This window comes from Nitrosomonas supralitoralis (assembly GCF_003011925.2).
Classification (GTDB): Bacteria; Pseudomonadota; Gammaproteobacteria; order Burkholderiales; family Nitrosomonadaceae; genus Nitrosomonas; species Nitrosomonas supralitoralis.
This window is the reverse complement of the sequence record NZ_PXXU01000007.1, coordinates 82,848-97,240: the sequence shown is the minus strand read 5'-3', so window position 1 is coordinate 97,240 and position 14,393 is coordinate 82,848. Positions and strand designations below refer to the sequence as shown.

Below are 14,393 nucleotides of genomic sequence, written 5' to 3'. Positions count from 1 at the left end.
TTTATTAAACCGAATGAGATAATGATTCTGGTTAAGTGGATAAGAGAAACGAACGTGCAGGATTGGCAAAAGCGATATGAAACAGAGGAGGCCTATACACCAATCGTTGTTTTGGTAACACCGACTTTAAATTTTGCGTTGTACTCACTGCGTTTATCCAAACAAATCAACGCATCATGGATTACAACCAACAGGATGTTACGCAAGATTCGTACTGCCATAGAGCATAGATCGATTATATGAATTGATAGAAATTGATAATGCGCTGATTAACAGATGCGCAATGATGCATTGCATTCAGTAGAAGAGATTAGGGCCTGTTAACACTGTTAGAAATAACGCGGTGATGAAAATCACCGAAAACCAATATCAACACAGATCGAACACCGTATGCCGCGTCAACACGGCAATGTCAGTTATTAGATCTAATAATTCTCTATGTTACCGAGCATGGCTGCAAGTGACGTGGACTACCAAACTCATTCGTATCAAAATTGAAGCCGTTTCGATGGACGGCACCAGCATCAAAGTGCATCCTGATGGTGCGGGTGGATTGAAAAGAACGGCCCGCAATCCATCGGTAACTCCAGAGACGTCAGGGCCACCAAAATTCATTTGGCTGCCGTAGATGCCAGAACAACCATAACCTTAGCCTTCTCTCCGGGACATGCACGTGATGTACCGGAAGAGCGACAACTCCTCCTGATGCATGGCCACGTCACTTCACCTGCTCATCTGTTGATGGATCGTGCTTATGAAGGTGATCAGACCAGACAACTTGCATAGGCGCTCGGTTATAATCCCGGGTGCTCCGTCAAAAGCCAATCGGTTGCAGCCTTGGGAATATAACCACGCAAAGTATAAAAACGTAATGAAATAAAAAATTATTTAGAAGACAAGATTCAAGGGATTTCGTCAAATATTCTCCAGAGCCTACAAACTGGTTGTCATCTTCCCCTATTTCATCCATTTCGCTCTTATCGTCGAAGCACTCAGGTAGTTTTAACAGGTCATAAATCCCGTCTTCCTTAACCCGCATATCTGATATCGTCGCTCTTTGGTGAACTGCTGATAGCGCTTCATCTGTACTTCTTTTATTTGATCGTTCAAGAAGTTCAGATGCTTACGCAGCTTACTTCCTGTTAATCTTATAAAAGTAGCATTCAAACTTGAATTCGCCAGTGTTTACTGCTCACGCTTGGGTTGTTATCAAACAATCGTACAGATTCATTTGAATGATTCTCATGCGCTGTAGCGTTGCGTGTCGTGTACATATTTATAAAATCAAAATTGGCGGAGCCACTTCTGGAATATGACACGCGTGAAGATATTGATCCTCGAATGATTCAATTTGTAAGGTAACGTACAGACCCAATCTAAAATTAAAAGCATCATGACTTACTCTACTAAACGGAAAAGGAGTAATACCATGATTCAAATAAAAGAAATGTTATTAACGTCAATAATTAGCGTGGTTTTTTTATTTGCAAGCGCATCAGTTTTTGCTGATTATAATCAGTCACAAAACAAAGTTGATGATAAAATGAATTCACCTAAGCCAATTGAACAATCTTCATCGCAAAAGAAACAGGATGATAATAAACAAAGTCGACAGGCTGATTCCGACAAAATGAAACAAAATTCTTCCGATAATAAGAATCAACAATCTAATTCAGGCAATAGAAATGTTGACCCAGCCGGACCGCGCGACGGGTATGAGGGACAAAATTCAAAGTAATAAAATTTAATCAAGCAGGCACTACAAAGCAGGACTTGTATTGGGAATCTGTAAGATTAAACGGAATGCCTCGGGAGTTTACTCACGGGACATTCCATTTTTATCATGATTATAATTCTGCGTCGTGTAAATATTGTTGCAGCTCAAATACTATAAATTACAAATTTAAAAATTGATACCGGACGCAGTGTATGACCGCTTTGTAATGACATCACCTGCAATCGGATGCAATTTCGGCAAATGCTCTTTCCTTCCACTTTCCTTAACACCCACGATCGGTGTATTAATGCACTTAGCAATTTGCCAAATAACAGAGATGCTTTACTTGCAGGATAATCAAAGATAAAGCAGTGATCAAAAAATAGTATGCGGGCTTTATTTAACCAAGAGAGCCAAAATGAGCACTGAAAAGTATATTCTACAATATGCCCGATTGGTTGTAATCGCCATTCTTCTCATTGGTTGTTACCAGATTCTGCATCCTTTTATCCCGGCAATAGTGTTCGCGATGGTGGTATGTATTTCTACCTGGCCGCTTTATCAACAATTGCGCAGGCTGTTAAGGGAAAACACTACGCTGGCATCATTATTGATGATAGTAGGAATGGTTTTGGTCGTGATCATTCCTTCAGCACTACTCACTTTCAGTTTAGCAGACAACGTTGCTGCTTCTATCGAATCAGTCAAGGGGTTTATAGAGCAAGGTCCGATCGAACCGCCTGCTTGGCTTATAAATACTCCGTTCTTCGGTGAGCAACTTATCCAATATTGGCAAGGACTTATGTCTGGTGGAAAAGAAGTCGGCACGCTGCTCAAAGGATTACTCGAACCGATCAAGAATTTTCTCCTTGATTTAGGCAATATAATTGGCAAGAGCTTACTGCAAATGGTGTTCGCTGCATTTATTGGCTTCTTTTTTTATCGAGATGGCGAAGCTCTGATAAAGATGTTGCATAATGCTGTCGCGAAACTTCTGAACGGCAGCCTTGGCACAGATCCCTTAGCACAAATCCACAATACAGTTACAGGGGTGGTGTATGGTATTTTTGGCTCAGCGCTGGCACAGGCCATCGCGGCTATGATCGGATTCCTTATCGCCGGAGTATCAGGTTCAAGTGCATTTTTGCTCGGCGCTGCTACTTTCTTTTTATCAGTAATTCCAATGGGACCAACCTTGGTATGGGGAGGCGCCAGTATTTGGTTTCTTTACGAAGGATCTTACGGATGGGCGGTTTTTATGGTTCTATGGGGCATTTTTGTGATCAGCAGTATTGATAATTTTGTCAGGCCTTATCTTATCAGCAAAGGAAGTAATATGTCTTTTCTGCTGGTCGTGCTAGGTGCATCAGGAGGTATCATAGCTTATGGTTTTATTGGTATTTTCATCGGACCTCCCATTCTGGCTATTGGCATTACTTTGGTTCAGTTATGGACGTCACAACCCGCATCTAAAGTAAAAATAATTTCAGCAGATCAACCCTGATCTTTTTCAGATTAAGGCACCATGCATCGCTCTTTCATTGCGGATAATACACCGACGCATTAAGGAAATAGTTATTTTTTTGCAGTTTTTCTTCATAATTACTTCATGAGCGATTTTCAATAAGGTTTTGTGTGCCACCGCACATACTTGGGATGAATCGTGAGTTAGCATGAAATTATGGTTATCTAGCATGTTTGGTCGGATCGACTTTTAGTCTAGTGCGATTCTAATTCGCGGTACTTGCGTAACAACTAACTGGTTGTTACCTCACTAACTCTCGGTGGCTTATAGCGGTAACCTAACAATTGTTTACAATTCAGAAAGGAGATTAAAATGGGTAAATATTTTTTAGCATGGCTATTGGGAGTGCCCATATCGGTGTTGGCCATCATTTATCTGTTCAATATGTGAGAATGTAATTCTTTCCATAATCGTTAGTAATTTCGAAGTTAAATGACATTATTTCAATCATTAAAGATTTTGTATGCTATTGCCCAGGAATCATCAATGAACAGAAGATACCAATGATTCATTATATTTCTAGTAAAACGATAGATAATTAATTGCAAAAATTACGTAAAGCGGAGAAAAGTATGGCAGCAACAGATGATTTCAATAAAGAAATGGATCAATTAAAGAAGGATTTTTCCAGTTTAAGAAATGATATTGGATCGATCATGACTTCGGTAAAGGAACTGGCAGAAAAACAGGCTCAAAATGTTTCTAATATGGCTGAGGACGCAGAGAAAACGGTTAAAAGTCAGGCTAAAGAAGCAGGAGAGGAAGTTGAAAATTACATCGAAGAAAGACCGCTCACTAGTGCACTTGTCGCATTCGGCAGCGGTATTGTGATTGGCATATTACTTAGTAAACGTTAAAACAAACTGTAAGGTAGAAAACCTTCGCAGGAATCAACTGACGCAATGGTAACTCGGTACGATGAAATGAAGAATATCACCTTACAGATTATTTTCTATTTGTATAATTTAAACATCATGGCGAGGAAATAATTATGCAACAAAATACCTGCATTAATAGTGAGTATTTAAGTTGTCTCGAAGCCTGCCAGATCTGTGCTGTTGACTGTGAAGTTTGCTTGTCAGCAATGGCAGGTGTTGAAAGCCATAATGACTGTCCAATATGCTGTTATGAGTGCATCGAGTCTTGCCTGCAATGTGTACGAGCAATGGCGCGCTCAAGTAAATTCACTAAATTATATTGTGAACTATGTGCTGAAATATGTGAATGGTGTGCAGATCAGTGCGCACAACATGACATGGATCATTGCAAAAAATGTGCGGAATCATGTCGTCGTTGCGCAACCGAGTGCCGCAATGTATTGAATTAATAAACTGAAGTTATAAAAATGTATCTACGAATTTGAACGAGTATTCGGGTGTTTTAATGGATCAACAACAATAATATTGTTGTCAGAATATTAACCTTACAAAGGCCGCAGCATAGCTTGTCTTTTTGGTGCCTGAAAATTTTCTGGCTGCTTGATTTACTTTTACTGCAAGCAATTTAATAGGCGCATAAACACAGTTTTGCGGCGGTCTTTTCAAATCAATAAACGAATATCGTAACGAAAAGCTCCTGGTTTTACTGCGTATTCCATGATAAAGCATAGGATTCCGGAAACGGACCAGATTTATAATCAATATTGCCTTTTGGTTCAATACTCTTTTTAAGAAATACTTGACGTACCATTTCAGGAATCATCACCATACCAACATAACGACCCAGGCATTGGTGTGCGCCAAATCCAAAATGAAAATAGTTATACCAGTTACGTTGTGGAATAAATTCTTCCGGTGATTCGAAGGCTCTTTCATCAAACGTAGCGGATAATGTTACTGGCAGTACATAGGTACCTGCACGCAGTACTGTTTCATGATCGGTGCCTTTCGCCGCGGTATAATCACTTACGGTAGTACGAAATAAATAGGGAGTAATCGGAACAAAACGCAAGGCTTCCCAGACAATTCCATCGAACTCAGTGAGATCTTCTTTTTGCGCAGCTGTTTTTGCCTTTTCCAGCCATTCCGAATGTTGAAACAAATATTGCAATACTTGCGCCACGGCTTGAGAGGTTGTTTCAATAGCACCAATCAGTAACCCACCCGCATTAATACCTAAGCGTTTGATATCGAAATCCAATTCTTTTGCAAAACTGGTACGCAGCATTCGAGTAACAATATCATCCTCCAGTCTCACGATCGTTGAGAGTGTCAATTTCTCAAGTTTTACTGCCAGAAGTCGCTTTGCAATCAACATGGTGATAAAGTCGCTTAGCTTCTTGGAAGTTTCGTTGTGGCGATCAATGATACGTTGCGATAATTCCGGAGATGCCAGATCGAAAGGTTGATTATGAAAAGTATCGTACTGATTCCAGTAAGACCATTCAATCAAATCTTCTCTTTTGGCTCCCGTCAGCCCAAAATACTTTTGTACCAATGTGGCTGGAACCATGCGGCAGAAATTATTGACCACCTCAATCTGGCCATTGGCATTACTCAGAATTTCCTTGGCAATATCCGCAACCATATTACGCACGCGTGGCAAATCGTCGCGATTCAGCATGAACTGCATCAATGATTTCTCTCGCGTATGAAGAGCATCATCATCATGCGCCATCAGATAGTTATCCATTTTCGGGACATAAGGCTTGACGGTAAAAATTTTATACATTGTCAGTATTTCCCTAACATCATCGAACTGGGTCACCAGCGTACAGTCGGGTGTCACCAGGATGGGACGTTTGGCGCGCAATTCCTTAAAAAAAGGTAAAGGTTCCGTATCCATCCAGCGACGAACTAATGGAAATTTATCTGCATCAGTCGCTGCATCATACCGCTCAAGATAACTTGTACTCGTATTCATCGCATTACTCCCCTTTCATTCATAAAGACTGTTAAAGAAATTATCCAGATCACAGCGTTTTGAGATATTCCAGCAGATCCAATCGTTCCTCTTTATTGAGTTTTGGCAGAGTTGTGCCATCAAGCTGCGCCGTTACGCCCGATGCATATTCGTGTCCAGCATTACTATTACCCTTTAAACTGGTATCAAAAGTAAAACCTTTATATCCTTCACTTTTAAGGCCAACTTTCTCAGGGTCGAATTCACGCGATCCTACTTGAAACTTGTCAGGACGATATTCACCCTCTTCCGGATCGCCTTCACGTTTTTTTGGTAGCAATAAATCATAGAGTGTAGGCACAGATCCGTTGTGCAAATAAGGTGCTGTAGCCCAGATACCATTTAATGATCTTGCCTTATAGGCGTTTAATGAAGCAAATGGATCAACTGTCGTATCCGGATCATAATCGCCATGTTTAAGTGAAGGGTTAATTTTGTTACGAACAAATGCTGTGGCGATATCTACAAGCCAATCGGCCCAGCGCCGGAGAAACCATTTGTCGGGATCTGGAGTGGCCACCACATTTAAAGTCGCCTTGGTCAGCAATGCAGCAACAGGTGCTTTCTGATCAAGTAAAATATCTCCGATGCCCACGCTTACATATTGGTTGCGTAAAATGCCTGAATAGCCCTGATACTCCCTGCCGTTTTTGGCCATAACCGGATCAGTTCCTACATCACTGACTTTGGACATATGCGCAACGATGCGACGCTGAGGGTCGGCGCGATCAATTCTGGCATGACAGCTTTCACAATACTGATTAAACAATAACTTGCCTCTGAAAGCGCGTTCCTTGTCTAGTTTGCCCAGAATGTCCTCCGGCCATACAGGGGATTGCAGTTTATCCAGGTGCGACTCAATTCTGCTTAAATTGTGTACATTTACAGAAGAATCAAAACTAATCTTTTTAGTTCCAGCGCTCTGTCCACCGATAAGCGTTGATATGCTAAATCCCTTTTCCTCTTTCCAATCTAACGTGCCAAATACTCCGATAACTTCCCCAGTATTACGTCCGAGCGGGCCTAATCCAGCATTAGCAGCCAGCCCGTTCCACTGCACATAATCATGTTGCGGTATATCCCATAAAAATGGGTAACTGACAGGCGCATTAGGTGGATTAAACAATTTCTGACGCAATTTTCCTAATTGTTCCCATGTGAGTGTTTTGGTAAGGCGTTGAACCAAATGATCACGCTGATCGCCTGTCATAATTTGGTCCACATTTTGCATGATTTTATTGAGTTCCTCATCCGTCATGCCTGTATTGCCCAAGACGCCGCCGTCACTCAATAATTCTTTTAATACGTTATCATTGACCAGATGCTCCAGCACGCGGTTATAAATACGCCCAAATGCATCCAATCGCGCATAACCATAGGGAACGTTGTTGCCGTTTTCATCGACACTGCGATTAATAGTTATGTAGCTGGAGAGGCGCTGCTTATATTTATCCAGATCTCCTAGTATTTCAGTCTCTGATTTGTAGTTGCCTAACGCAAGTACATTCTTGACAAATCGATTTTTCTTTTCTTCATCCCTTTGAGTGGAGTGCATGGCTATAGCGATATCTTTCATGATGGTATCCATATCCGCACTAGCCGGACCGCCATCGATACGAATACCCACACCGTTAAAGTTTAATTGTCCAGTGTGACAAGCGGCACAAGTCAGGCCTATGTATTCTTTATCCTTGTAACTATCTTTTACCCATCCGACAGGTAATGCATCCGGATTACCGGAAGTGGCTCTCTGAGGTAAGTAACGATAGAAATTCATGTTTTCATCGTTACGAAAAAGCTCGGATTTCTTGGGTTGTTCCAATGCCATAAAAAAATCATAAGGCATCAGATTTGATCCCTGCGTAGTGGTATAAAACCACAGGCTGTCAGCATTGTCCCAGCCTTGATCAAGGTACTTCACCGTTGTATAGCTGTCTCCAAATGGATCTTGGGTAACAGTAGCCGCTCCACGCTCAGGGTCGGTTTCCGGAATCAGTGTACAAGCAGAAATTCCGACGCAAAGAAGTAAAACTGAAATAAAAGATAGCAACTGTTTTTTTGACGATTCAAATGATTGTTTCACGATGGCTCCCCTTTCTGCTTAATTGTGTTTAACCATTACTGTCAAGAACAAGAAATTCATACATATTACAATGATAATTTTTGCATTCCACTCTCCAATTATCTTGTAAGGTGGCAATGATTGCTGGCTCCTCACATTACAGGACTCTTGAATATACCTATTCGAGGTCCATGCTCAACGCTCAATTCTAGTACATCGTTTTATTCTTATGGGCTGCACCCGTTCTGGATTATATTCAGAATTTACTGTAGATAACAGCAATACTAACATGTCTTATAAAAGATATCAGAAATCGGCATCTACCCAATAAATATACAAGGCACAAACTCTCATCATAGAAAAATCATTTTCGATTCATAAGCATCGCTATCTTTCGGTTTTGCACTGAGTGCACCATCACAATGCCTGATGGATGTGATGTTGGTGGCAATATTCATATATCATCATTCAGCATCTTAACGTAATTTATGAAATTACACTGCTTCGTAGCGGCATTGCAGGTAACAGTAATCGATTGATCGGCGCGTCAACTGGCTGTTGTAAGAATTGACTCATGAATTCCAGTAAAAAATGCAAACTTTATACCAGTACGGCTATTTTTCCCCAGGGTATTTGCGTAATACAAACGGCTAGCAATAGTGGATTCTCATTAATTTCTTACAGAATAAAAAAACCGCCACTGAGGACGGTTTTTTTATTCTGTAAGAAATTAAGCTGGTTTCTTATGTACAAACTTTTAATGCCCAGGTTTGCTAGTGCCACCATAAGGACGAGCATCAGCCCCTTCTTTTAAGCAATTACCATTACCATCAAGACCATGAGGACATTCAATTTCTTCTCCACGCATTAGTTTCTCATAGTTTTCTTTTTCTTGTTCAGGTAATGCTTGACTAGGTTTTCCGCCACATGCAGCTAATGTCAAAACCAATAAAGATGCAGCTAAAAAAATAGTATATTTCATTATTTAATTTTCCTTATAAAATTTTTTAGAGTAAGTTCTGCAGTATATAACGATTTTAGCAAATCGTTCAAGCAAGTTTTAAGCTAACAATCTAATAAAGCAAGGTAGTTTGTCAGATTTTTTTGAAAAGAAGCAACTGTCAGAGTAGACAATATCGCGCGAAAATACTGCAATAATTTGATTGACTAGTAGTGGAGGACAAAACTGGAAGCTAGTTATTCTACCTCATGAGGTTCTTTTGTCCATTTCTGGGAACATGCCACAAGCAGACTCAACAGTAGCATTCTAGTCACCGCTCAAAATGACTTCCGGGCTTTGACTGGTTCTGATCTCTTTGTGTCGTTGAACATAATCCGCAACTCTAACTCTTTTACTTCTATATTGTCTTGGCCTAGATGAATCCCATCTAACAGGAAACATCGAAAGGAGCATTTATTACTCTACATTCTTGATTAAGGCCAAGTTGGTGTGCGGCCTGTGAATCCGCTTCGCAAATTATTTCACAACTATCATTTCATACTTATGGACGCCCTATCTAGCTCTCAATCACAGCAAGCTGAGTTGTATTGCCGCTACTTTTGGCACCTAGACGCTACTGAGGCAATCGGCGTCCATTCCATTACTCTTGATCTTTACCAGCTTTTTCTTTCTCTGCTGCTTGAGTATCTGCCGCATCAAAAGTAGGCTCAGAATCTCTAGGAGCATATGCTGATGGAGGGGGTTTATCCATAGGATAACCATCAAGGCTCTTTTTACCTTCACAGGCTGTTAGTGTTAATACTGCAAATGCAACTGTCAATAGTGAAAATCTAATCATGTAATCTCCTATTTAATCGGTTTTGTTTTTTGTTCGGATAGCATAATCGAAGTTACAGCATTATTCAAATCTGAGCTTCTTAATTAATTAATTGTGTAGTGGTTTACCAGACAATGATGCTGTCTTTGATTCTTAAGATCTAAGAATCTTCCATAATGATAGTTAAATAAATCTGTTAGTGAAATGGTTAAATACGACAGTGCTCTTCTAGAGACAGATTTATAATGTTTCTGGAACAGCACCAGAACCACTGACGACGAAACTTTACGCGCCACCTCCGCAAATATTTTACTGGTTTGTCGCAGACTCTCTATTCCATTACGTTGAGCCAGAAGATCCAACGATCTCAACAACTCCAGCATCAATGCTATGAACAAATTAAAATACTCAAACATAATTTACTTCTTTTGTTGATAACAAACGATCTTCATATTGACTTGCAATGTTCGCTAAATGTATTTAAGGAATCAATACGCAAACTACAAGTAATCCTTACTCTCTAAATAAATCTGATAATATTTTTTATTTCGGGATGAAAAACATGATTATTGTTATCTCACCGGCCAAAACGCTGGATTTTGAAACCCCACCTATCACCCGGGAATATACACAACCTGTCTTTCTCGATGACTCTGCCAAGCTGATTGATGCGCTCCGAAAACTGGAGCCTGATCAAATCAGTCAATTGATGTCGATCAGTTCCAAGCTGGGAATCTTGAATTCAAACCGTTACCACACCTGGCAGCGTCCGTTTACGCTGGAGAATTCAAAACAAGCAATTCTCTCATTCAAAGGGGATGTTTATACCGGTTTGAGTGCTGAGACAATGACTATTGCTGAATTGGCGTTTGCACAAGATCATTTGCGTATTTTATCTGGATTATATGGTGTGTTGCGCCCACTGGATCTGATGCAACCTTATCGACTGGAGATGGGTACTCAATTTAAAAATTCGCGCGGCAAAAACCTGTATGAATTCTGGGGCGATAAAATTACCCATACATTGAATCTAGATCTAAAGAAACAGAATGACAGTATTCTAATCAACCTGGCATCAAACGAGTATTTCCAGTCAGTGCAAACGAAGAGCCTGGAAGCACGTATCATTACTCCGGTTTTTAAAGATGAAAAAAATGGTATTTATAAAATTATCAGTTTTTTTGCTAAGAAGGCTCGGGGCATGATGAGTCGATATATCATCCAGAACAAGCTCACAGATCCGGAAGCTATTAAGAAATTTGATGTTGCGGGATATCAATTTGATGAGCGAAACAGTGATCAAGCTGAATGGATCTTCACTCGCGCCCAATCGAATGCTGCGTGATTTTCAGCTAACAGCCCACTTGTACTTTTGACATAGAAGAGCCATGGCCATCAAACAATTCATTGAACTGACTAGAAAATACGTGAAGCTATCTAATGATCACGATCTTGCACGCATAAAATGCTTATTTGCGAGTGATGCCACTTACCACTCCGATTACTTCGGCACTTACCGAGGTGCCAACGCGATTCATACCATGATGACAAGCTTTTTCGCACGCTTTCCCGATGCGCATTGGGCCGTCCTGGAATATCGCAACATCGAACAAAATGGTGTGGAATTCGCGTTTACCATGACCAGCACGGATATTTCTACCAGCGAACCAGTGACACGATTTGGACTGGAACGCATTTACTTTACCTCAGATGGATTGATTCGGAATATCACGGTTTGCAAGCCGGAGGAATAATCCGTGCGAAATTGATTAAATAAAGAACGGGAGGGGGTACGTGAGTCGAACAAGCATTTGGGCCGTACCTCTACCAAACCCAATAACCCCACTTTCTGTCAAGCATGATTCTCAGATCAAGCCTGAACTGCTACATATTAAAGACCTAACCTCCAATGGAAACCATTAGATAAAAAACAGAGTTTCCCCAATATACTCATTGCAGTATATATAGTTATTATGATAGCCATGAATTCACCATCGAAGAAATCGAAGGAGCTGATCATGAAAACACAAAAATTCATTGCATTAATTTCTGTTTTAATATTTAGCTTAACCGTTTCGTCTGCATTCGCAGTAGAAGGAATTGATGACAACAACCATGCTGCATTGGCAGAATATTATGAAATTATTGCTAAGGAAACCGAAGCAAAATTACAAAAAAACAAAGCAGCACTCGAAGATTATGAAGCACATCCTTATTACTATGGTAGACGAGGTCAGGACTTCAAATCTCATACTATCGCGAATATTCGCGGATATGAGGCAGTACTGACAGAAAGTCTGAACAATGCAAATCTACATAAAAGGCTAGCAAAAGATCAAGATAATTCAGCTTTCAACAAAGCCCGACTTAATTTCAAGCTAGATACATCGACAATCAGATAATTCAGTAGCAAGGCAGCAGGGACTGCAAATAACTCAACAGAGAGCTAACAGTCGTCGGATAATCGACGGCTGTTTTTTTATCCCAAAAACTAAATTTTCAGCTATTTTTCTAAAATAAAGAAATCTTGCTCCCTTGTGAATATGCTGCTATCAGGAATTTCCCCAAAGTAAGCATTTGGTTGAGAGCCAGATATTTAAATCAGTTGCTCCTTAATCACTGTAAAGATATTTCCGAGACATGTTGCAAGCCGGCTCAAAACATACTTAACAATTTACAACCTAAACTCTGAAAATCAGAAAACTAATAACATGATCAATTTCTCTGACTTGATGTTTCCTGTCAACCACAACATTCCATACAAAGCTATAATAATCGGAGTGTTATTTTGGTTGAAGAAAGGATTATCAGTGTAATCTGAGAAGCTGGATGATACTTACCATCAGTTTATTACTTCAATACCTTAACTGTTAGTAATTCCCTAACCGTCAAGGATCATAGTCCCTACGCTACTTCAATCTGATGCCGGATGATTGACGTCCTTCCCACACTCCGGCATGATGCAAGTCCTTTGCTGCACAACATCTTTTGCAGATCCCTCTTCACTAGAATTCAAATTCTATGACCCTTACTCCCAATCGCGAGTGGGCTTTAATTGTTGGCCCAATACTTGCCATCGCTATGTTCTTTGCCATGTCTCAGTTTGGTTGGGGAGAATACGCCTGTTGGACCGGGGCTGTGGCCGTTCTGTGCGTGGTTTGGTGGATTTTTGAGCCGATCCCGATTCCTGTAACATCCATTATTCCGTTAGCAGTTTTTCCGCTCCTCGGCGTATTACCGCAGGAGAAAATAGCCATGGCGTATGGCAACGAGTTGATTCTATTGATGCTCGGTGGATTTATTTTGTCAGCAGCAATGGAGCGTTCCGGTGCACATCGGCGTATCGCGCTCGGAATGGTCAATCTTGTCGGTGGCTTCAGTAGCCGCCGCATTGTGCTGGGATTTATGGTAGCCTCTGCCGTGCTGAGCATGTGGATATCGAATACAGCAACGACGTTAATGATGCTGCCGATTGCACTAGCGGTCATTACGCAAAGTCCGGATAAGAAATTGGCCATACCTTTGCTGTTAGCAATTGCTTACGGTAGCAATATCGGTGGTCTGGGAACACCGATTGGGACGCCACCGAACTTGGTCTTCATGCAACAGTATGAGAATTTTACCGGAACGGCGGTGAGTTTCTCACAATGGATGAGCTGGGGATTACCCGTCGTGGTGATCTTTATTCCAATTGCCGGGCTATGGCTCACACGCAAACTGGAATATCAAGGTGTATTGATGATTCCTCCGACGGGTGACTGGCGCCCCGAAGAACGCCGCGTGCTTATCATTTTTGGTTTGACCGCCTTGGCGTGGATTACGCGTCTTGAACCATTCGGCGGCTGGAGTAGCTGGTTTGACCTCAATGGCGCGAACGATGCGATCGTCGCGTTGATTGCTGTGGTAATTCTGTTTCTGATACCCAACGGGCGAGGTGGCAAGCTGCTTGACTGGAAAACTGCAGAGAGAGTACCTTGGGGTATTCTCATCTTATTTGCCGCAGGCATAGCCATTGCTCAGGCGTTTGTAGAATCCGGGCTATCCCGTGCAATCGGCGATCAACTGGCGATTCTTGCCAATCTACACCCACTACTAATCATAGTCGTTATCGCACTGAGCGTTACTTTTCTTACGGAAGCCACCAGTAACACCGCGACCACGATATTATTGATGCCGATCCTGGCGCCCGCTGCGCTCGCTGCAGGTATCGAACCAAGTTTGTTAATGGTACCCGCTGCGATGAGCGCGAGTTGCGCCTTTATGCTACCCGTTGCAACAGCACCTAACGCCATTGTCTTTGGCAGTGGTCATATCTCTATTGCCAATATGATAAGAGAAGGGGTGGTGTTAAATTTTATTGGTGTATTAGTAATTACGCTGGTGTGTTATTTCTTGGTTGCATAGCGGGTT

General features: G+C 41.3%; 14 protein-coding genes and 1 pseudogene. 11 read left to right on the top strand and 4 right to left on the bottom strand.

The annotated features are described in order from the left end of the window. Positions 1–144 precede the first annotated feature (144 nt). The 7 genes and pseudogenes from C7H79_RS19410 to C7H79_RS19405 form a co-directional block, all read left to right on the top strand. A pseudogene (locus C7H79_RS19410) lies at positions 145–271 on the top strand (IS1595 family transposase); the annotation flags it as partial. A 72-nt stretch (positions 272–343) separates the two neighbouring features. After that, positions 344–628, top strand: coding sequence for a hypothetical protein (locus C7H79_RS18730; RefSeq protein WP_242447126.1), 285 nt, complete (start codon positions 344–346; stop codon positions 626–628). Then, the gene (locus C7H79_RS18725; protein ID WP_242447125.1) at positions 616–786 is read left to right on the top strand and encodes a hypothetical protein; all 171 of its coding nucleotides are present in this window, start codon (positions 616–618) and stop codon (positions 784–786) included. Before C7H79_RS18730 ends, C7H79_RS18725 begins: the two co-directional genes overlap by 13 nt. A gap of 643 nt (positions 787–1,429) precedes the next feature. Beyond that, the gene (locus C7H79_RS03840; RefSeq protein WP_106705974.1) at positions 1,430–1,738 is read left to right on the top strand and encodes a hypothetical protein; all 309 of its coding nucleotides are present in this window, start codon (positions 1,430–1,432) and stop codon (positions 1,736–1,738) included. 397 nt (positions 1,739–2,135) lie between these two features. Further along, positions 2,136–3,221, top strand: coding sequence for an AI-2E family transporter (locus C7H79_RS03835; RefSeq protein ID WP_106705973.1), 1,086 nt, complete (start codon positions 2,136–2,138; stop codon positions 3,219–3,221). A gap of 593 nt (positions 3,222–3,814) precedes the next feature. Beyond that, positions 3,815–4,099 (top strand): ElaB/YgaM/YqjD family protein, encoded by a 285-nt coding sequence (locus C7H79_RS03830; protein ID WP_106705972.1) that lies wholly within the window; start codon positions 3,815–3,817, stop codon positions 4,097–4,099. A gap of 134 nt (positions 4,100–4,233) precedes the next feature. Further along, positions 4,234–4,569 (top strand): four-helix bundle copper-binding protein, encoded by a 336-nt coding sequence (locus tag C7H79_RS19405; RefSeq protein WP_106705971.1) that lies wholly within the window; start codon positions 4,234–4,236, stop codon positions 4,567–4,569. Between the two features lie 254 nt (positions 4,570–4,823). On the opposite strand, the gene C7H79_RS03815 is transcribed toward C7H79_RS19405, so the two are convergent. The 4 genes from C7H79_RS03815 to C7H79_RS03800 form a co-directional block, all read right to left on the bottom strand. Next, on the bottom strand, positions 4,824–6,104 hold the full coding sequence (locus C7H79_RS03815) for a cytochrome P450 (RefSeq protein ID WP_106705969.1): 1,281 nt from the start codon (positions 6,102–6,104) through the stop codon (positions 4,824–4,826). A 49-nt stretch (positions 6,105–6,153) separates the two neighbouring features. Further along, positions 6,154–8,226 carry a di-heme-cytochrome C peroxidase gene (locus C7H79_RS03810; RefSeq protein WP_106705968.1) on the bottom strand — a complete coding sequence of 691 codons (2,073 nt, stop codon included), beginning with the start codon at positions 8,224–8,226 and terminating at the stop codon, positions 6,154–6,156. A gap of 736 nt (positions 8,227–8,962) precedes the next feature. Further along, the gene (locus C7H79_RS03805) at positions 8,963–9,187 is read right to left on the bottom strand and encodes a hypothetical protein (protein ID WP_106705967.1); all 225 of its coding nucleotides are present in this window, start codon (positions 9,185–9,187) and stop codon (positions 8,963–8,965) included. 619 nt (positions 9,188–9,806) lie between these two features. Then, on the bottom strand, positions 9,807–10,004 hold the full coding sequence (locus C7H79_RS03800) for a hypothetical protein (RefSeq protein WP_106705966.1): 198 nt from the start codon (positions 10,002–10,004) through the stop codon (positions 9,807–9,809). Between the two features lie 541 nt (positions 10,005–10,545). Between C7H79_RS03800 and yaaA the strand changes: the two genes are divergently transcribed. The 4 genes from yaaA to C7H79_RS03780 all read left to right on the top strand — a co-directional run bounded on the left by yaaA (position 10,546) and on the right by C7H79_RS03780 (position 14,387). Continuing rightward, entirely contained in the window at positions 10,546–11,328 is a 783-nt protein-coding gene (gene yaaA, locus C7H79_RS03795) for a peroxide stress protein YaaA (protein ID WP_106705965.1), read from the top strand. Positions 11,329–11,371: 43 nt separating this feature from the next. Beyond that, a complete protein-coding gene (locus C7H79_RS03790) occupies positions 11,372–11,737 on the top strand; it encodes a nuclear transport factor 2 family protein (protein ID WP_106705964.1) in 366 nt (121 codons plus the stop codon). A 264-nt stretch (positions 11,738–12,001) separates the two neighbouring features. After that, the gene (locus tag C7H79_RS03785) at positions 12,002–12,385 is read left to right on the top strand and encodes a hypothetical protein (RefSeq protein WP_106705963.1); all 384 of its coding nucleotides are present in this window, start codon (positions 12,002–12,004) and stop codon (positions 12,383–12,385) included. A gap of 619 nt (positions 12,386–13,004) precedes the next feature. Further along, a complete protein-coding gene (locus C7H79_RS03780; RefSeq protein ID WP_106705962.1) occupies positions 13,005–14,387 on the top strand; it encodes an SLC13 family permease in 1,383 nt (460 codons plus the stop codon). Positions 14,388–14,393 lie beyond the last annotated feature (6 nt).

What these genes read in the sequence shown, in the direction of transcription:
- C7H79_RS03840 (WP_106705974.1), top strand. Translation starts at nt 1,430, where the DNA reads ATGATTCAAATAAAAGAAATGTTATTAACGTCAATAATTAGCGTGGTT.
- C7H79_RS03835 (WP_106705973.1), top strand. Translation starts at nt 2,136, where the DNA reads ATGAGCACTGAAAAGTATATTCTACAATATGCCCGATTGGTTGTAATC.
- C7H79_RS03830 (WP_106705972.1), top strand. Translation starts at nt 3,815, where the DNA reads ATGGCAGCAACAGATGATTTCAATAAAGAAATGGATCAATTAAAGAAG.
- C7H79_RS19405 (WP_106705971.1), top strand. Translation starts at nt 4,234, where the DNA reads ATGCAACAAAATACCTGCATTAATAGTGAGTATTTAAGTTGTCTCGAA.
- C7H79_RS03815 (WP_106705969.1), bottom strand. Translation starts at nt 6,104, where the DNA reads ATGAATACGAGTACAAGTTATCTTGAGCGGTATGATGCAGCGACTGAT.
- C7H79_RS03805 (WP_106705967.1), bottom strand. Translation starts at nt 9,187, where the DNA reads ATGAAATATACTATTTTTTTAGCTGCATCTTTATTGGTTTTGACATTA.
- C7H79_RS03800 (WP_106705966.1), bottom strand. Translation starts at nt 10,004, where the DNA reads ATGATTAGATTTTCACTATTGACAGTTGCATTTGCAGTATTAACACTA.
- yaaA (WP_106705965.1), top strand. Translation starts at nt 10,546, where the DNA reads ATGATTATTGTTATCTCACCGGCCAAAACGCTGGATTTTGAAACCCCA.
- C7H79_RS03790 (WP_106705964.1), top strand. Translation starts at nt 11,372, where the DNA reads ATGGCCATCAAACAATTCATTGAACTGACTAGAAAATACGTGAAGCTA.
- C7H79_RS03785 (WP_106705963.1), top strand. Translation starts at nt 12,002, where the DNA reads ATGAAAACACAAAAATTCATTGCATTAATTTCTGTTTTAATATTTAGC.
- C7H79_RS03780 (WP_106705962.1), top strand. Translation starts at nt 13,005, where the DNA reads ATGACCCTTACTCCCAATCGCGAGTGGGCTTTAATTGTTGGCCCAATA.